This window comes from Streptomyces fractus, from assembly GCF_049844455.1.
Classification (GTDB): Bacteria; Actinomycetota; Actinomycetes; order Streptomycetales; family Streptomycetaceae; genus Streptomyces; species Streptomyces fractus.
This window is the reverse complement of the sequence record NZ_JBMYHI010000002.1, coordinates 6,460,666-6,478,202: the sequence shown is the minus strand read 5'-3', so window position 1 is coordinate 6,478,202 and position 17,537 is coordinate 6,460,666. Positions and strand designations below refer to the sequence as shown.

Sequence of the window (17,537 nt, the reverse complement as noted above, 5' to 3'; positions counted from 1 at the left end):
CTCGTACGACGAACGTCGGAATAGTCGCCCCAGCCGACCGGTTCGACATACACACAACCTGCCCGCACTCAGGCCGTCACACCGACCGCACAACGCGCGCCCCGACCCCGGCGGCGCGCGTTCGCCGTCCCGAATATGGGGACCCAGACCGCCTTCCGGAGGCCTTCCTTCATGTCCCAGCCGACGACTCAAGCCCGCCCGTCAGGCGGCGTCGTCCCCGTCCTCGCCTTCGCCGGCATCACCGTGGCGGTCATGCAGACGCTGCTCGTGCCGGTGATCAAGGACCTGCCCGAGCTGCTGAGCACCGCGCCGTCGAACGCGACCTGGGTCATGACCTCGACCCTCCTCGCGGGCGCCGTCGCGACCCCCATCATGGGCCGCCTCGGCGACCTGGCCGGCAAGCGCCGGATGCTGCTCACCAGCCTCGCCATCATGGTGTTCGGCTCCCTGATCTGCGGCTTCACGGACAACCTGCTCGTCATGATCGTGGGCCGTGCGCTTCAGGGCTTCGCCATGGGCGCCATCCCGCTCGGCATCGGCCTGATGCGCGACATGCTGCCGCGCGAGAAGCTCGGCTCGGCGATGGCCCTGATGTCCTCCTCCATCGGCGTCGGCGGCGGGCTCGCCCTGCCGCTCGCCGCGCTCGTCGCGCAGCACGCCGACTGGCACGCGCTGTTCTTCGGCGCCGCGGGCCTCGGCGTCGTCGCGATCGCCCTCACGCTCGTCTTCGTCCCGGAGAGCCCGCTGCGCGCGCAGGGCACCTTCGACGTCGCGGGCGCCATCGGCCTCACCCTCGGCCTCATCCTCTTCCTCCTGCCCATCACCAAGGGCAGCGACTGGGGCTGGAGCTCGGGCACGACGCTCGGCCTGTTCGCCGCGGCGCTCGTCGTCCTCCTCGCCTGGGGCGCGATGGAACTGCGCCTGAAGGCCCCGCTGGTCGACCTGCGCACGACGGCCCGCCGCGAGGTCCTGCTCACGAACCTCGCCTCGATCATGGTCGGCGTCGCGTTCTACGCGATCTCCCTGGTCCTCCCCCAGCTGCTCCAGCTCCCGAAGGAGACGGGCTACGGCCTCGGCCAGTCGATGGTCGTCGCCGGTCTGTGCGTGGCGCCGCTCGGCCTGACGATGATGCTGACGGCTCCGGTCTACGCCCGGCTCTCCGCCAAGTTCGGCCCGAAGGTCACCCTGCTCCTCGGCCTGCTGATCATCGCGATCGGCTACGGCGCCGGGCTCGGCCTGATGAGCGCCGCCTGGCAGACCATCATCATCGCGGTCCTCGTCGGCGCGGGCATCGGCCTCGCCTACTCCTCCCTCCCCGCCCTGATCATCGGCGCGGTCGACGCGTCCGAGACGGGCGCGGCCAACGGCCTGAACACCCTGATGCGCTCCATCGGTACGTCGGTGTCCTCCGCGGTCATCGGCATGGTGCTGGCCAACACGGCGAACAACGTCGGCGGCGTCGCCATCCCGACGATGCACGGCTTCCGCGTCTCCTTCCTCATCGCCACGGGCGCGGTCGCGGTCGGCGTGCTGCTCGCCATCGGCCTGCCGGGCCGCCGCAAGCCCGCGGTCCAGCTCCGCGCCAGCAGCGAGGAGGACGTCGTCCTCGAGCGCGCGGAGGAGACCCTCGCCGCGCAGTTCCACGGCCGCGTCCTCGACCCGGAGGGCCTGCCGGTCCCCCGCGCCAAGGTCACCCTGATCGACCGTCGCGGCCGCCAGGCGGGCTCGGCCCTCACGGACACCGCGGGCCAGTACGCCCTGACGGTCCCGGCGGGCGGCTCCTACGTCCTGGCCGCCACGGCCACGGGACACGCCCCGCGCGCCTCGGCCGCGACGCACCACGGCGAGAACCGCCCGGTCGGCGTCGACCTGGCCCTCGAGTCGCTCGCCGAGTCGGTCCGGTAGCCGGTCGCGGGGCTGCGGGCAGCTTCGGCGGAGGGCGCGTCACGCGGGTGCGTGGCGCGCCCTCTTCGCATGGCACTCGAACCAGACGGTCTTCCCGCTATGGGGCGCCCGGTGCGGCACCACACCCCACCGGTCGACGACGGCCGCCACGATGGCGAGCCCCCGGCCCGACTCGGCGCACTCACGGCGCTCGCGCGGCTCGGGCAGCGCGGGGTGCGCGTCGGCCACCTCGACCCGCACCCCGGCGTCCGCCCGCGTCATCCGCACGGTGCAGCTCCGCCCCGGCACATGGCGGACGACGTTGGCGATCAGCTCGGTCAGCGCGAGCTCGGCATCGTCGGCGAGCCCCGGCATCCCCCACTCCCCGAGGTGGATCCGCAGGATGCGGCGCAGGTGGCGGGCGCTGTGCTCACCCACGGTGAGACCGAAACCGTAGGACCCGGCAAGTCCCGCCTCCGGGGCATCAGTTGCGTGATTCATGTCACCAGCGTGGGACGGTTCGATTACTCTCGGCTACGTCGTGATCGAAACGCCGCGAGGCGTTGCACGTCTGGGGTGACCGCCCATGCCGAACATCCGCCGCGATCTGGACCCGGGCGCTTCGCCGCTCGACTACTACGGGTTCGAGCTGCGTCGCCGAAGAGAGGAAGCGGGCCTGAGGCTGGGCCAGCTGGGCGACTGTGTCTTCTGCACGGGTTCGCTGATCGGCCAGATCGAGTGCGCGAAGAAGGTGCCCACGCGGGACTTCAGCGAGCGGGTGGACGCGGCGCTGGGCACGGACGGCTTCTTCTCGGGCCTCGTGGGCCTGGTCCTGCGAAGCCAACTTCCGACCTGGTTTCAGGCGTACGCGGAACTTGAGGCGCGGGCCACGTACATCTCCACGTTCCAGTGCCAGCTGGTGTACGGGCTGTTGCAGACGGAGGAGTACGCGCGGGCCGTGCTCTCCGCCGAGGACCAGGGCAGCCTGGAAGGCGCCGTCGCCGCCCGCATGGAGCGCCAACTCATCTTGCAGCGCCCCGAACCACCAGCCCTGTGGGCGGTGTTGGACGAGTCGGTGCTGCACCGGGAGATCGGCGGCCCCGACGTCATGCGAGGGCAACTGGCGCGGCTGCTGGAGTGCCGCGAGCTCCAAGTCCTGCCGTTCGCCTCGGGCCAACATGCGGGCATGATGGGTACGTTCAACCTGCTGCGCTTCGACGGCGACCCGGATCTCTACTACAGCGAGTGCTACATGTCGGGGCACATGACCGCCAACCCGCAAGTAATCAGGGAACGTTCGGTCGGTTACGCTCGCCTTCAGGCGGACGCCCTCTCCCCACGGGAGTCGGCAGCCCTGATCACTCGCGTAATGGAGACCAGGTATGGAAACCACAACGTGGCGTAAGTCGTCCTACAGCGGCAGCAACGGCGGCGACTGCCTCGAAGTCGCCACGCCCACCCCCACCGGAACCGTCGCCATCCGCGACTCCAAGGACCCGGACCTGGGCCACCTCCGGATCACGCCAAGCGCGTTCAGCGCATTCGTGGCGGGCGTCGTCGGCGGACAGGTCTAGCGGAAACCCGCTAACGTCACCGCTCATGAGCTGGCTTCCGCACGACTTCGTCCACCCCACCCACGTACCCGTACCCGGAACCGGCCTGCACCTGAGGCCGATCCGGGAAGCGGACACCGCGATCGACCACCCCGCCGTGATGGGCTCGCGCGAGCGCCTGTGGGAGATCTTCGGCCCGGCGTGGGGCTGGCCCGCGGAGACCATGACGTACGAGGCGGACCGCGTGGATCTCCTGCGGCACGAGAAGGAGATCGCGGCCCACCAGTCGTTCAACTACGCGCTCCTGAACGAGGCGGAGACGAAGCTGCTGGGCTGCGTCTACATCGACCCACCGGAGCGCATCGGCGCCGACGGCGAGATCTCCTGGTGGGTGGTCGACGAACTCGCCGGCGGCGCCGAGGAGCGGGCGCTCGACGCGCTCGTCCCCGAGTGGATCGCCGCCGACTGGCCGTTCCGGCAGCCGCGCCTCATCAGCCGCGAGATCAGCTGGCAGGAGTGGCTGAAGCTGCCGGAAGTCCCGTAGGAGCGTCAGCACCCCACGTCGAACTTCGCCTCCACACCCAGAAGTTCGGACACGTCAGAGCCCGCCGCCAGCTCCCGCGGCTCCGCTCCCCGCCGGAACAGCCGCGCCGCATGCGCGCCCTCCACCGACGCCCGCTCCCCGGAAACCCGCAGCCACGAGCCCTCCCGGAGGCCGAGCACCGGCACGTCGTTCTCCTCCAGGAACTCGGTCAGCCGCTGCTCGCGGGTCTCGCCCTTGTGGGTGGAGGACGGGTCCGGGTCCAGGTAGTGCGGGTTGATCTGGAACGGGACGAGGCCCAGCGTCTCGAAGGACGGGGGCTGCACGATCGGCATGTCGTTGGTCGTACGGAGCGTGGGCGCGGCCATGTTGGTGCCCGCGCTGGCGCCCATGTACGGGAGACCGCCCCGGACCGCCTTCGCCACCGCGTCCCGCAGCCCGGTGCGGTACAGCGCGCTCAGCAGCCGGAACGAGTTGCCGCCACCGATGAACACCGCGTCCGCCGCCGCGAGTTCGGCGAGCGGGTCGTCCCCCTCGTGCACGCCGCGCACCTCGATCCCCGCACCCTCCAGGGCGCCGCGCACCTTCGCCGTGTACGCGTCGTGGTCGGCGAGCGCGTACGGCACGAACGCGAGGCGGGCGTTCGGCGGCAGGAAGCCGGTGACCGTGTCGAGCGCGTGCTCCAGGTAACCCTGGCCGTGCTGGGTGGAGTTGGAGAGCAGCAGAAGGTTCACGACGGGGTCGCTCCGATCAACGTAATCAACAGGCTGTGCACAAAGGTCAGTTGGTGGCGGTACGGGTGCGGCGCGCCGGCTGCGGCGGGTGCGTCAGGCGCCGCTCCAGGAGGCGGGCGGCCTTGCGCAGGACGTCGAGGCGGTCGCCGGGCCCGTCCGGGAAGCGATCCTTCGCGGCGCCGAGGCTGAGGCTCCCGTAGGGCTCGCGGCCGAGGAAGACGGGTACGGCGACCGTGCCGATCCCGGCGTCGTACTCGCCGACCGTCCAGGCGTACCCCTGGGCGCGGACAGTACGGAACTCCCGCTCCAGCTCGTCCGGATCGGTCACCGTGCGCTCGGTGAAGCGGGCCATGGGGCGGCCACGGAAGAGCCGGTGGCGCTGCTCGTCGGGCAGGAACGCGTAGTACGACTTGCTGGTGGCCCCCGCGTGCGCGGGATACAGCTCACCCACCAACGGGTAGTAGCGCAGCGGCCCTTCCTCGCCCTCCACGGCCGCGACGCAGCGCATGTGGAAGCTGTCGGGCAGGCAGAACAGGACGGTGTCGCCGGTCGCCGCCCGCAGTTCCTCCAACACCGGTCCGGCAAGCAGCTCCAGGGACCCCGAGCGCTCCCAGAGCCGACCGAGCCGGAGCACCGCCGGCCCGATCCGGTAGCGCCGCGTCACCGGGTCGGAGACCAGGAAGCCGCGCCCCGCCAGCGTCGAGAGCAGCCGCTGCGCGACCGACGTGTCCCAGCCGAACTCGGCGGCGACCTCCGTCACGCCCCAGTCCGGCCGCGTCCGCTCGAACGCGAGCAGCACGAGAAGGGCCCGGTCGACGGTCTGAAGCGCGCCGGCCGGGGTCTTCCGGTCGAGCGGGATCTCCGGCACGCCATCTCACCATCCAGACCTGTATTGCAAATAACGGGAAATGCTTGCCGACAACGCTATCCGATCCCGAATCTGCTGTCAGTACCGGTGGAAACCGCGACCGGGCGCAGCGCAGTGAGCGCGGCGCGGTGAGCAGTGAGAGGGATCCCGCATGCTGAAGCACGTCCTCGATGTCGTCGATCTGCTGGACGACCCCGACGCCGACGGCAAGCGCGCCGTCGCGTACCTCGACTCGCTCGCGGGCCCGGAGGGCTCCGGCGCCGAGATCACCACGGTCGAGGGCGAGCGCGGCTCGACCGACTTCGTGCTCGTCCGGATCCCGGGCGCCAAGGGCCGCAGCCGGGGCGGCAGCGCCCGCACGCTCGGTGTCGTGGGCCGCCTCGGCGGGGTCGGCGCCCGGCCCGAGATGACCGGCCTGGTCTCCGACGCCGACGGCGCCGCCGCCGCGCTCGCCACCGCCGCGAAGCTCCTCGACATGCGCCGCCGCGGCGACGTGCTCGAAGGGGACGTGGTGATCGCCACACACGTCTGCCCGGACGCGCCGACCGCGCCGCACGACCCGGTGCCGTTCATGGACTCGCCGGTCGACATCGCGACGATGAACCGGCACGAGGTGACGGACGACATGGAGGCCGTGCTCTCCATCGACACCACCAAGGGCAACCGCATCATCAACCACAAGGGCCTCGCCCTGTCCCCCACCGTCAAGGAGGGGTGGGTGCTGCGGGTGAGCGAGGAGCTGGGCGAGCTGCTGGCCGTCGTCACCGGTGAGCCGTTGGTCACGTATCCCGTGACAACCCAGGACATAACGCCTTACGGTAACGGCGCCCACCACATCAACTCGATCCTCCAGCCGGCCACCGCGACCGCCGCCCCGGTCGTCGGCCTCGCGGTCACCTCGGCCTCGGCGGTCCCCGGCTGCCAGACCGGCGCCAGCCACGAGACGGACATCGCGGCCGCGGCCCGGTTCGCCGTCGAGACCGCGAAGGCGTACGGCGGCAGTCGCCTCGACTTCCACGACGCCGAGGAGTTCGACGCCCTCGTGAGCCGCTACGGCTCGCTCGCCCACCTGCAGACCCTCGGCAACGCACCCACGGAGTCGTAAGCCATGGCCACCACCAAGAAGAGCGTGGGCAGCGACGACTACGCGCTGTCCAGAGTCCCGAAGGACAAGCGGCTCGGCTTCTGGACGATGCTGCTGCAGTGGCTCGCCCAGTCCGGCTCCATCTCGCAGTTCACCCTCGGCGCCACCATCGGCGTCGGCATGACCTTCGGCGACGCGTTCTGGGCCTTCACCCTCGGCGCGGTCATCCTCGAAGTCGTCATCTTCCTCATCGGCATGGCGGGCATGCGCGAAGGGCTCGCGACCCCGCTCCTGACCCGCTGGGTCGGCTTCGGCCGCAACGGCTCCGCGCTGGTCAGCTTCATCATCGCGGTCAGCCTCGTCGGCTGGTTCGGCGTGCAGAACACGATCTTCGGCGACAGCGTCTCTTCGCTGGTCGGCGGCCCGTCGTGGCTGTGGTGCATCGCCGCGGGCCTCGCCATCACCGTCCTGGTGATCTTCGGCTTCCGCTACATGGCCATCTTCGCGAAGATCGTCACACCCCTCTTCTTCGCGATGGTCGCCTGGTCGGTCATCGACGCCCTCAGCGACCACTCCATCGGCGACCTCATCAGCTCCCCGCCGCCCGGCCAGGCCATCCCGCTCTCGGTCGCCGCCACCGCCATCGCGGGCGGCTACATGACCGGCGCGATCGTGGCGCCGGAGATGACCCGCTACAACAAAAAGGGGTCGCACGTCTTCCTTCAGACGGCGTCCTCGATGATCCTCTCCGAGTACATCGTGGGCCTGACGGGCGTGCTCCTCGGCCACATGGTCAAGAGCGACCAGGTCTCGCAGATCGTGCTCTCCACGTCCGGCGTCTTCGGCGTCCTCGTCGTCCTGATGTCGACCGCGAAGATCAACGACTGGAACCTGTACGGCTCCTCGCTCGGCGTCGTCAACTTCTTCCAGGTCGTCTTCAAGAAGCGCCTGCACCGCGGCGCCGTCACGATCGCCCTCGGCGTCGCCGGAACGGCCCTCTCCGCAGTGGGCATCATGACCCACTTCACCGAATTCCTCTCGGTCCTCGGCGTGGCCATCCCGCCCATCGGCGGCATCGTCGTCGCCGAGTACTGGGTGGTCCGCAAGATGCGCAAGCCGCTCGACGAGACACGCGAAGCAGGCACCCTCCCGGCCACCTCCCCCACCTGGGTCCCGCTCTCCCTCGTCATCTGGGCCGCCGCCTTCTGCGTCGGCAAGTTCTACGACGGCGGCATCCCGGCCCTGAACTCCCTGGCCACCGCGTTCGTCCTCTACACCGTGCTCGGGCTGCTCGGCTGGATCAGGACGTACGGCACCACGACCCTGGCCGACGACGAGGACACCGTCCCCGGCGCGGCCGAGCAGACCCCCGTAGGAGCGGCATGACCACCCTTGCTTCCGAGGACGCGCAGCACGAAGTCGTCGAGCTGTGCGCCGAATTGATCCGCTTCGACACATCCAACCCGACGAGCGACGAGCGGGCCTGCGCGGACTGGGTCGTGTCCCGCCTCGCCGAGGCCGGCATCACCTCCGAACTCGTCGAGAGCGCGCCGGGCCGCGCCAGCGTCATCGCCCGCATCGAGGGCGCGGACCGCTCGCGCGGCGCCCTCCTCGTCCACGGCCACCTCGACGTGGTCCCGGCCGACGCGACCGAGTGGCAGGTTCCTCCCTTCTCGGGCGAGATCCGCGACGGCTACCTCTGGGGCCGCGGCGCGATCGACATGAAGGACACGGTGGCCGTCATGCTGGCCACCGCCCGCCACTTCGCGCGTACGGGTACGAAGCCGTCCCGCGACCTGGTGCTGGCGTTCCTCGCCGACGAGGAGGCAGGCGGAAAGTTCGGCGCACACTGGCTGGTGGAGCACCGCCCGGACCTCTTCGACGGCGTGACGGAGGCGATCGGCGAGGGCGGCGGCTTCAGCTACGCCCTGGACGACACCCGACGCCTCTACCCGATCGAGAACGCCCAGCGCGGCATGGCCTGGATGGAGCTGACGGCGAACGGCCGGGCGGGCCACGGCTCGTCCCCCAACGACGAGAACGCGGTCACGGACCTCGCCGAGTCCCTGACCCGCATCGGCCGCCACACGTTCCCGGTCCACCTCATCGAACCGGTACGGGCCCTGCTCTCCGAGGCCGCCGTCCTCATGGGCGCAGAGGTCGACTTCGATGCGGCGGACCTCGACGCGGAACTGGCCAAGCTCGGTCACGTCGCCGACTTCATGCAGGTGGTGCTCCGCAACTCCGCGAACCCCACCATGTTCACGGCCGGCTACCAGACCAACGTGATCCCCGGAAAGGCGACGGCCCGCGTCGACGCCCGCTTCCTCCCCGGCCACGAGCAGCAACTCGTCGACGCCATCGACGCGTTGCTCCTCCCGTCCGTCTCCCGCGAGTGGGTCAATCACGACATCGCGATGGAGACGACGTTCGACGGACCGCTCGTCGACGCCATGTGCGACGCCGTGCGCGCCGAGGACCCGGACGGCCACCCGGTCCCGTACTGCAACCCGGGCGGCACCGACGCCAAGGCCTTCACGAAGCTGGACATCCGCTGCTTCGGCTTCAAGGGCCTGAAGCTGCCCGCCGATCTGGATTACGGGCGCCTCTTCCACGGCGTGGACGAGCGGGTCCCGCTGGAGGGGCTGCGCTTCGGGGTGCGGGTGATGACCCGGCTCTGGCAGGCCTGCTGAACGTCTCCGTCGTGCGGGACTGTGGCGTGTGATGACGGTCCCGCCGTCATTGCACGCCACAGTCCTCCCCTACCCCCGGGCCGGGTCGCCGTCCACGTAGGGCAGAGTGAGCGGCATGAGCATCACAAGTCGCAGCCACACCCCCGCCCCGGACGTCCTCGCCGCCTTCGAGGGGGCCAAGGGGTTCATGCCGCGCGGTGAGGGGCTCGCGCTGTACGCCGCCGCCGTGGAGGCCGGGGCGCTCGGGCTGCCGATCCTGGAGGTCGGTACGTACTGCGGGCGGTCCACGATCCTGCTCGCCGACGCCGCGCGCGCCGCCGGGGTGACCGCGCTCACCGTCGACCACCACCGGGGCAGCGAGGAGCAGCAGCCGGGCTGGGACTTCCACGACCCGGAGACCGTCGACCCGGCGGTGGGGCTCATGGACACGCTCCCCACGTTCCGGCGCACGCTGCACGCGGCGGGCCTGGAGGATCACGTGGTCGCGCTCGTCGGGAAGTCGCCGCAGGTCGCGAAGGCGTGGGGCGGGGCGCTCGGGTTCGTCTTCATCGACGGCGGGCACACCGACGAGCACGCGAACGCCGACTACGAGGGCTGGGCGCCGCACGTCGCCGACGGCGGTTACCTCGTCTTCCACGACGTCTTCCCCGTGAAGCACGACGAGTGGACGGGGCAGGCGCCGTACCGCGTGTACCAGCGGGCACTCGCGTCCGGGGCGTTCACCGAGGTCTCGGAGTGCGACTCGCTGCGCGTCCTGCGTCGAAGTGGCGCAGGGATCTGAGCGCACGGTTAAGGTCAGGAACGTGTCGTATGTAGGTCCGGAACCCGATGGCTTCGATCCCGATGGGTGGGACGACCGGAGCGGGGCGGGACGCCGCCGCTTCGGCGGGCGTCCCGTACTCGTCACCTTCGCCGCGCTGGTGCCGACGGCGCTCGCGGCGTGGCTCGTGTGGCAGGTCGTGAGCGGGCCGGGTGACAGCGAGCCGCCGAAGGTGCTGCCCGCGCCCGGCCAGTCCTCCACCACCTCGCCCTCGCAGGGCGGGACGTCGCAGGACGCCAAGGAGTCGAAGGCCGCGAGCCCCGACCCCTCGAAGTCCGCGGCGGCGTCCGCCTCGCCGTCCCAGTCGAAGTCCCGCAAGGCCCCCGCGAAACCGGCCGGCGGCTCGGGCCCCCTCAAGGGCAAGGTCGTCGTCATCGACCCCGGCCACAACCCGGGCAACTTCCAGCACGCCACCGAGATCAACCGGTCCGTGAACGTGGGCAACGGCTCCAAGGAGTGCGACACCACCGGTACGTCGACGAACGCGGGCTACACCGAGGCCCGGTTCACGCTGGACGTGGCGAAGCGGATGCGGACGATCCTCGAACAACAGGGCGCGACCGTCCAATTGACGCAGGACGGCAATCGCGCCTGGGGGCCGTGCGTCGACGAGCGGGCCCGGATCGGCAACGCCGCGAAGGCCGACGCCGTCGTCTCCGTCCACGCGGACGGCTCGGGCGAGGGCAACCGCGGCTTCCATGTGATCCTTCCCGCATCCGTGCGCGCGGGAGCCGCCGACACCACCCCGATCGTGAAGCCCTCGCGGGACCTCGGCGAGCGCATCGCGGGCCTCTACCTGAAGGCGACGGGCCAGGCCCCGTCGAACTACATCGGTGGCGGCACGGGCCTCGACACCCGCAGTGACCTGGGCGGACTCAACCTTTCGAAGGTGCCGAAGGTCTTCATCGAGTGTGGCAACATGCGGGACTCGCAGGACTCCCGGCGACTGACCTCGGGCGCGTGGCGGCAGAAGGCGGCGCAGGGCATCTCTGAGGGAATCGTGAGTTTCCTGGGCGGGTAACTGTCACCCTATGGATCTCGGCAGACACTCCCCGAACCCGGGCGATAGTGTCCTCCGTACGATGTGGGGCCGCCCCTGCGCTTCTGCGTCACCTCCACCCGATGACCAGACGACTGACTGACGACTGACTAAGGACTTGCAGTGAATATCCGCTCCCTCACTCGAGGCGACGGCGTGGTGATCGGAGCAGCGGTATTGCTGTTGATCGCCTCGTTCCTCGATATCTACTCCGTCGACGGGGCACCCGACAGCGTCGAGTTCCCGAATTCCTGGGAGAGCGGCCCGCTTCTCATGAGCGTGGTGCTCGCGGGCGTCATCGGCGCCGTGCTCATCGTTCTCAGCCGCGGTACGGCGCAGCCCCGTAAGGTCGCGGGGATCGACCTCGGCCAGTTCGGCATCGCGGCCACGGTGCTGGCGGCGTGGGCGGCGCTCGGCAACGTCTTCGACCCTGCGGGCGGCATCGACAACGTCGGCAGCAGCGCCTCCGACGGTCCGACCGCCGGTATCGGCCTCATCCTCAGCCTCGTCGCCACGCTGATCATGGCCGCCGCCGCGATCGCCACGCCCCTCGTCCCGGCCCTGAAGGGCGCCCTCCTCGGTGCCCCGCGCCCGCAGCAGCCGCAGCCGTACGGCGGCCAGCCGCAGCAGGGTTACGGCTACCCCGGCGCCCAGCAGCACCCCGGTGGCCCCGGCCAGCAGCAGCCCTACGGCGCGCAGCAGCCCGGTGGCCCGGGTCAGCAGCAGCCGTACGGCGGCCAGCCGCAGCAGCACGCGGGCGCCCCGGCGCCGCAGGCCGCCGCGCAGCCGCCGGCCGCGGACTTCTCGCCGTTCTGGTTCGCCGTGCCGGTGCCGCGCCCGCTCTTCGCGGAGGACGGCTCGCAGGCGCAGATCGCGGAACTGGCGCCCGGCACCTGGTACTTGGCGGTCGAGCAGCGGGGCCCCGGCCTCGTCGCCCAGACGCAGGACGGGCGCCGCGGCGTCCTCCAGGACACCTCGGGGATCCAGCGCGGCTGACCCCCGCCCCGTACAGGGGGATCAAGGCCCCTCGCCCGTCTTCCGGGCGAGGGGCCTTTCGCGTACAGTCGCGCACCGGACCTGAACTGACGGGCCATCAGGTATGGCCATCCGACAGGGGGCGCGCATGCGGCTCGGAATCGCACTCGGCTACTGGGGTCGCGGACCGAACCCCGACCACCTTCAACTCGTGCGCGACGCGGAAGAGTTGGGCTACGACTCGGTGTGGACGGCGGAGTCCTGGGGCAGCGACGTCTTCACCCCGCTCACCTGGTTCGCCGCGCACACCTCACGGATCCGGCTCGGCACGGCGATCGCACAGATGGCCGCCAGGTCACCGACGACGACCGCGATGCACGCGCTCACCCTGGACCACCTGTCCGGCGGCCGGATGATGCTGGGCATGGGCCTGTCCGGGCCGCAGGTCGTGGAGGGCTGGTACGGGCGCCCGTTCCCCCGCTCCCCGCTCACGGCCACCCGCGAGTACGTCGACGTCGTACGGCAGGTGCTGCGGCGCGAGGGACCCGTAGAGGTCGACGGTCGGTTCCACTCGCATCCGTACCGAGGCGAGGACGGCACCGGGCTCGGCAAGGCCCTGAAGCCCATCACGCACCCGCTGCGGTCGGATCTGCCGATCCTGCTCGGCGCGGAGGGGCCGAAGAACATCGCGCAGACCACGCGGATCGCGGACGGCTGGCTGCCGCTGTACTGGTCGCCGACCCGGACGGACGTGTACGAGGCGTCGCTGACCGAGCTGCCGGAGGACTTCGTCGTCGCGCCCATGGCCCGCGTGAAGGTCTGCGACGACGTCGCCGAGGGGCTGCTCCCGGTGAAGGCGATGCTCGGCTTCTACATCGGCGGCATGGGCCACGCGACCCGCAACTTCCACGCCGATCTCATGGCGCGCATGGGGTACGAGGCCGAGGCCCGGCACATCCAGGGCCTGTTCGCCGAGGGCCGCAAGGAGGAGGCGGTGCTCGCCGTGCCGGACGCGTTCGCCGACGAGATCTCGCTCGTCGGACCGCGTGAACGGATCGCGGAGCGCCTGGAGTTGTGGCGCAAGGGCCCGGTGACCGACCTCCTCGTCCTGTCACCGGACCCGCACACGCTGCGCGTCCTGGCCGAGCTGAACTCGTAGACCGACTAAGGCGCTACGAGCCCTTCGTGAGCTGTGACGCCGACGGGATCTTGTTCGTCACGTCGGCGCCCGCGCTCTTGCCCGCGTCCTTGACGCCGTTGATGACCTCGTCGAAGGAGGAGGTCACGTCGCCGAGGCCCTCGCCCTTGCGCAGCTTGGTCGACAGGCCCTTCAGGGACGCGATGCCGGCCGACAGCGGGCCGACCGCCTTCGAGAGCGTCGGGTCGCCCTCGGCATTCTTCGACGCGGCTTTGAGCCGGTTGTACGTGAACGCGCCCGCGAGGCCCGCCTTGACGAGCGCGAACCTGCGGCCGTCCGCGCCGGCCTTGAACTTGCCCGCGCGGTACGGCTTCACGATCCACTGGTACGTGGCCCCGGCCGCGAGCCCCGCGTTCGCCGCGAACCGGGTCTTGGCGAACTTCTGCTTCTCGGCCTTCGTGGTGGCGCTCGACGACGCCTTGGTCGCGGACACCGAGTCGCTGTCGGAGCCGCACGCGGTCGCGCCCGCGAGCAGCGCGCCGCACAGCATCAGGGCCGTGAGCAGGCGTCGTACGGGAAGAGGGGAACGGGTTACCACCGACTACCTCCGTGGCTGAAGTGGCACTCGAGGCAGCGTGACCCGGCCGCTGCGCATGCGCCACTTGAGGAAGCCCGTCCGGGTTTCACGGAGGTCGGCGGGGAAACCCGGAACGACATGTCTGCGAATCGGCATTACCGAGGGACCAACGAGGCCGCCCGGACCGTGGCGATCGTCGCCGATGTCCTGGCCCTGATCCTGGGTCTGTGGATCCTGATGTACCTACTGGGCGCGAACCGCGGCAACGACCTGGTGCAGGTCGTCCACGACACGTCCGCCTGGCTGGCCGGCTGGTCCCATGACCTGTTCACGTTCGACGAGGGCTGGGCCCGCGTCGTCGCCGGCTACGGCCTCGCGGCCGTCGTCTACCTCTTCGTCGGCCACGCGGTGGCGAACCGGCTGCGCCGGTACTGAACTCCTCCCTCAGCGGCAGCAGTCGGGCTCGACGCCGGCCGGCAGCAGTCCGCCGCCGAACACGGAGCACGTGGCCTCGTCGCCGCCGAGGGCCGCCACCGCGAGCAGCACGGAGCCCGCGGTCCACGTGGTCAGCTCCTCCGGCCAGATCGCCTGGTCGTCGAAGACGTAGCCCGTCCAGTACAGGCCGGTCTTCGGATCGCGCAGGTGCTGGATGTCCTGGAGGATCTCCAGCGCCCAGTCGGACTCGCCCATCGCCCAGAGCGCGAGGGCGAGTTCGGCGCTCTCGCCGCCGGTCACCCAAGGGTTGGGGACCACGCAGCGCACTCCGAGGCGGGGGACGACGAACGTGTCCCAGTCGGCCTGGATGCGGGCCTTCGCCTCGGCTCCGCGCAGGGCGCCGCCGAGGACCGGGTAGTACCAGTCCATCGAGTAGCGGCCCTTGTCGAGGAACCGCTCGGGGTGGCTGCGGATGGCGTGCCCGAGCGCGCCGACCGCCAACTCCCAGTCGGGCTGCGGCTCTTCGCGCTGATCCGCGATGGCGAGCGCGCAGCGCAGGGCCTGGTGGATGGACGAACTGCCCGTGAGGAGCGCGTCGCCCACCGGCGTGCCGTCAGGCTCGCGCTTCCAGCCGATCTGGCCGCCGGGCTGCTGGAGGCGGAGCACGAACTCCGTCGCCGCGCACACGACCGGCCACATGCGATCGAGGAACGTGTCGTCGCCGGTGGAGAGGTAGTGGTGCCAGACGCCGACGGCGATGTACGCGACGAAGTTGGACTCGCGGCCGTGGTCCGTCACGTCGTTCGGGTCGCCGTCGCGGTAGGCGGCGAACCAGGCGCCGTCCTCGCCCTGGTTCCTGGCCAGCCAGTCGTAGGCGCGCTCGGCGGCCTCGTGCTCGCCGGCCACGTCGAGGGCCATGGCGGCCTCGGTGTGGTCCCACGGGTCGAGGTGGTGCCCGCGGAACCACGGGATGGCCCCGTCGGGGCGCTGGTCGCCGAGGATCCCGGCGACGGTCTGCGCGGCCTGATCGGCCGTCAGAACGCCGGGGAGTACGAGGAGTTCGGTGCGCTCGGGGCTGCTCACTCAGCGGCCCCGCCGGCCGTCGTCGGCAGGTGCGGCTTGGTGGCGTAGGCGACGAAGCTCTTGCCGACGACGGGGTTGAGGAGGCCCTCGGCGACCCGCGTGAGGGCGGGCTTCTTCATGATGTCCCAGACCAGGAGCTTGTGGTACGCCTTCACCGGCAGCGCCTTGTCGTTGTCGACGCCGAAGGCGCACTTGAGCCACCAGTACGGGGCGTGCAGCGCGTGCGCGTGGTGCGTGCCGTACGGCTTGAGGCCCGCCTCGCGCATCTTGCCGAGGAGTTCGTCGGCCTTGTAGATGCGGATGTGGCCGCCCTCGACCTCGTGGTACTCGTCGGAGAGCGCCCAGCACACCTTCTCGGGCCCGTAGCGCGGCACGGTGACGGCGATCCGGCCGCCCGGCTTCAGGACGCGCACCATCTCGGCGAGCACACCCTTGTCATCGGGGATGTGCTCCATCACCTCGCTGATGATGACGACGTCGAACGACTCGTCGGGGAAGGGGAGTTGGAGCGCGTCACCCTCCATGGCGGTCGCGGTGGCGCCCGCGGGGGCCTCGCCCGCCTCCTTCATCGCGGCGAACCACTTGGCGACCTCGGCGATCTCTTCCTTGTTCTGGTCCAGCGCGACGACCTGCGCCCCGCGCCGGTAGCACTCGAACGCGTGCCGTCCGGCCCCGCACCCGAGATCGAGGACGCGGTCGCCCGCGGCGAGCGGGAAGCGGGTGAAGTCGACGGTCAGCACGTGGCCCTGCTTTCCTGGGGGGTTTCGGTGACAACTGTGTTGCTGGCGGGGGAAGTCGGCCGCGGCGCGGCCGCCATCGCCTCGCGGTAGAGCTCGGCGGTGCCCTGCGCGGCGCGCGCCCACGTGAAGCGTTCCAGGACGCGGGCGCGGCCGTCGGCGCCGAGCCGGGCGCGCAGTTCACGGTCGCCGAGGAGCCGGCCGAGCGCCCCGGCGAGGGCGCCCGCGTCGCCGGTCGGCACGGCGAGGCAGGTCTCGCCGTCGCGGCCGGCGACCTCGGGGATCGCGCCGCCGGTGGTAGCGACGAGCGGGGTGCCGGTGGCCATGGCCTCGGCCGCGGGCAGCGAGAAACCCTCGTAGAGGGAGGGCACGCAGGCGACCTGCGCGGAGCGCACGAGGTCGACGAGCTCCTGGTCGGTGATGCCCTTGACGAACTCGACGGCGCCTTCGAGGCCGTAGCGCGCGATGGCCTGCGCGACCGGGCCCTCCTCGGGCCGCTTGCCGACGACGACGAGATGCGCGTCGGGCTGCTCGGCCCGCACCTTGGCGAGCGCCTCGACGAGGAACACGAGGCCCTTGAGCGGGACGTCGGCGCTGGAGGTCGTCACGATGCGGCCCGGCACCTCGGCGACGGCCGGATCCGGCGAGAACAGGTCGGTGTCGGCGCCGATGTGCACGACGTTGATCCGCCCGGGACGCACGCCCAGGTGCTGGACGATCTCGTCGCGGGACGTGCCGGAGACGGTGACCACGGAGGGCAGCCGGCGCGCGACGCGCTTCTGCATGCGCGTGAAGGAGTACCAGCGGCGCTTGGACATCCGCTGCTGCCAGTTCTCGGCGGCGTCCAGCTCCAGCTGGCGGTCCACGGTGATCGGGTGGTGGATGGTGGTGACGAGCGGGGCGCCGACGTCCCCCAACAGCCCGTAGCCGAGCGTCTGGTTGTCGTGCACGACGTCGAACTCGCCGCGTCTTGCCCGCAGATGCCGGCGGGCGCGCAGCGAGAACGTCAGCGGCTCGGGAAAGCCGCCGGTCCACATGGTGCCGACCTCGAGGGCGTCGACCCAGTCGCGGTACTCGGCGAGCTTGGGTGTACGAAAGGGGTCGGGGCTGCGGTACAGGTCGAGGCTCGGCAGCTCGGTGAGCGAGAGCCCTTCCAGGGCGGCGCCGTCGACGGCCTCGTCGAGCACGGGGTACGGCTGCGAGCCGATGACCTCGACGCGGTGCCCGAGCCGGACCAGCTCCCGCGAGAGGTGCCGGACGTATACGCCCTGGCCACCGCAGAACGGGTTGCCTTTGTACGTGAGGAGAGCGATACGCAAGGACTCCGCGGTCACTCCAGGCCACCCTTCTTCCTGCTTGCCCGTGGACACTACGTG

General features: G+C 71.0%; 19 protein-coding genes. 12 read left to right on the top strand and 7 right to left on the bottom strand.

Translation table 11 applies throughout. The features are described from left to right. Positions 1 to 171: 171 nt before the first annotated feature. Positions 172 to 1,905 carry an MFS transporter gene (locus tag ACP4E5_RS31285; protein WP_425834507.1) on the top strand — a complete coding sequence of 578 codons (1,734 nt, stop codon included), beginning with the start codon at positions 172 to 174 and terminating at the stop codon, positions 1,903 to 1,905. Positions 1,906 to 1,944: 39 nt separating this feature from the next. On the opposite strand, the gene ACP4E5_RS31280 is transcribed toward ACP4E5_RS31285, so the two are convergent. Further along, positions 1,945 to 2,385, bottom strand: a complete 441-nt coding sequence (locus tag ACP4E5_RS31280) for an ATP-binding protein (protein WP_425834505.1) — start codon at positions 2,383 to 2,385, stop codon at positions 1,945 to 1,947. An 85-nt stretch (positions 2,386 to 2,470) separates the two neighbouring features. On the opposite strand from ACP4E5_RS31280, the gene ACP4E5_RS31275 reads away from it, so the two are divergent. The 3 genes from ACP4E5_RS31275 to ACP4E5_RS31265 are packed head-to-tail and all read left to right on the top strand — an operon-like array spanning position 2,471 to position 3,981. Beyond that, positions 2,471 to 3,289, top strand: a complete 819-nt coding sequence (locus ACP4E5_RS31275; protein ID WP_425834503.1) for a helix-turn-helix domain-containing protein — start codon at positions 2,471 to 2,473, stop codon at positions 3,287 to 3,289. Then, the gene (locus ACP4E5_RS31270; protein WP_425834501.1) at positions 3,267 to 3,458 is read left to right on the top strand and encodes a DUF397 domain-containing protein; all 192 of its coding nucleotides are present in this window, start codon (positions 3,267 to 3,269) and stop codon (positions 3,456 to 3,458) included. The genes ACP4E5_RS31275 and ACP4E5_RS31270 overlap by 23 nt, the downstream gene beginning before the upstream one ends. Before the next feature lie 25 nt (positions 3,459 to 3,483). Continuing rightward, positions 3,484 to 3,981, top strand: a complete 498-nt coding sequence (locus ACP4E5_RS31265; protein WP_425834499.1) for a GNAT family N-acetyltransferase — start codon at positions 3,484 to 3,486, stop codon at positions 3,979 to 3,981. Between the two features lie 5 nt (positions 3,982 to 3,986). Here ACP4E5_RS31265 and pepE read toward each other — a convergent pair whose 3' ends face one another. Next, positions 3,987 to 4,712 (bottom strand): dipeptidase PepE, encoded by a 726-nt coding sequence (gene pepE, locus ACP4E5_RS31260; RefSeq protein WP_425834497.1) that lies wholly within the window; start codon positions 4,710 to 4,712, stop codon positions 3,987 to 3,989. 46 nt (positions 4,713 to 4,758) lie between these two features. After that, positions 4,759 to 5,580 (bottom strand): IclR family transcriptional regulator, encoded by an 822-nt coding sequence (locus tag ACP4E5_RS31255; protein ID WP_425834495.1) that lies wholly within the window; start codon positions 5,578 to 5,580, stop codon positions 4,759 to 4,761. Between the two features lie 151 nt (positions 5,581 to 5,731). On the opposite strand from ACP4E5_RS31255, the gene ACP4E5_RS31250 reads away from it, so the two are divergent. The 7 genes from ACP4E5_RS31250 to ACP4E5_RS31220 all read left to right on the top strand — a co-directional run bounded on the left by ACP4E5_RS31250 (position 5,732) and on the right by ACP4E5_RS31220 (position 13,350). Beyond that, complete coding sequence (locus ACP4E5_RS31250; protein ID WP_425834493.1) at positions 5,732 to 6,685, top strand: DUF1177 domain-containing protein; 954 nt, start codon at positions 5,732 to 5,734, stop codon at positions 6,683 to 6,685. A 3-nt stretch (positions 6,686 to 6,688) separates the two neighbouring features. Next, complete coding sequence (locus ACP4E5_RS31245) at positions 6,689 to 8,050, top strand: cytosine permease (protein WP_425834491.1); 1,362 nt, start codon at positions 6,689 to 6,691, stop codon at positions 8,048 to 8,050. Then, positions 8,047 to 9,357 (top strand): M20/M25/M40 family metallo-hydrolase, encoded by a 1,311-nt coding sequence (locus ACP4E5_RS31240; protein WP_425834489.1) that lies wholly within the window; start codon positions 8,047 to 8,049, stop codon positions 9,355 to 9,357. The genes ACP4E5_RS31245 and ACP4E5_RS31240 overlap by 4 nt, the downstream gene beginning before the upstream one ends. 115 nt (positions 9,358 to 9,472) lie before the next feature. After that, complete coding sequence (locus tag ACP4E5_RS31235) at positions 9,473 to 10,138, top strand: class I SAM-dependent methyltransferase (RefSeq protein ID WP_425834487.1); 666 nt, start codon at positions 9,473 to 9,475, stop codon at positions 10,136 to 10,138. A gap of 22 nt (positions 10,139 to 10,160) precedes the next feature. Further along, on the top strand, positions 10,161 to 11,198 hold the full coding sequence (locus ACP4E5_RS31230; protein WP_425834485.1) for an N-acetylmuramoyl-L-alanine amidase: 1,038 nt from the start codon (positions 10,161 to 10,163) through the stop codon (positions 11,196 to 11,198). 141 nt (positions 11,199 to 11,339) lie between these two features. Further along, positions 11,340 to 12,212: a hypothetical protein gene (locus tag ACP4E5_RS31225; protein WP_425834483.1), complete on the top strand. Its 873-nt coding sequence runs from the start codon at positions 11,340 to 11,342 to the stop codon at positions 12,210 to 12,212. 127 nt (positions 12,213 to 12,339) lie between these two features. Next, positions 12,340 to 13,350: an LLM class F420-dependent oxidoreductase gene (locus ACP4E5_RS31220; RefSeq protein WP_425834481.1), complete on the top strand. Its 1,011-nt coding sequence runs from the start codon at positions 12,340 to 12,342 to the stop codon at positions 13,348 to 13,350. Between the two features lie 13 nt (positions 13,351 to 13,363). Here the strand turns inward: ACP4E5_RS31220 and ACP4E5_RS31215 are convergent, their stop codons facing one another. After that, positions 13,364 to 13,879, bottom strand: a complete 516-nt coding sequence (locus tag ACP4E5_RS31215) for a hypothetical protein (protein ID WP_425841776.1) — start codon at positions 13,877 to 13,879, stop codon at positions 13,364 to 13,366. 165 nt (positions 13,880 to 14,044) lie between these two features. Between ACP4E5_RS31215 and ACP4E5_RS31210 the strand changes: the two genes are divergently transcribed. Then, positions 14,045 to 14,341, top strand: coding sequence for a hypothetical protein (locus tag ACP4E5_RS31210; RefSeq protein WP_425834479.1), 297 nt, complete (start codon positions 14,045 to 14,047; stop codon positions 14,339 to 14,341). 9 nt (positions 14,342 to 14,350) lie between these two features. Here ACP4E5_RS31210 and ACP4E5_RS31205 read toward each other — a convergent pair whose 3' ends face one another. The 3 genes from ACP4E5_RS31205 to ACP4E5_RS31195 are packed head-to-tail and all read right to left on the bottom strand — an operon-like array spanning position 14,351 to position 17,480. Continuing rightward, positions 14,351 to 15,424, bottom strand: coding sequence for a prenyltransferase/squalene oxidase repeat-containing protein (locus tag ACP4E5_RS31205; protein WP_425834477.1), 1,074 nt, complete (start codon positions 15,422 to 15,424; stop codon positions 14,351 to 14,353). After that, on the bottom strand, positions 15,421 to 16,164 hold the full coding sequence (locus ACP4E5_RS31200) for a class I SAM-dependent methyltransferase (RefSeq protein WP_425834475.1): 744 nt from the start codon (positions 16,162 to 16,164) through the stop codon (positions 15,421 to 15,423). Before ACP4E5_RS31200 ends, ACP4E5_RS31205 begins: the two co-directional genes overlap by 4 nt. Next, positions 16,158 to 17,480, bottom strand: a complete 1,323-nt coding sequence (locus ACP4E5_RS31195) for a glycosyltransferase family 4 protein (protein WP_425834473.1) — start codon at positions 17,478 to 17,480, stop codon at positions 16,158 to 16,160. Before ACP4E5_RS31195 ends, ACP4E5_RS31200 begins: the two co-directional genes overlap by 7 nt. Positions 17,481 to 17,537: the final 57 nt, after the last annotated feature.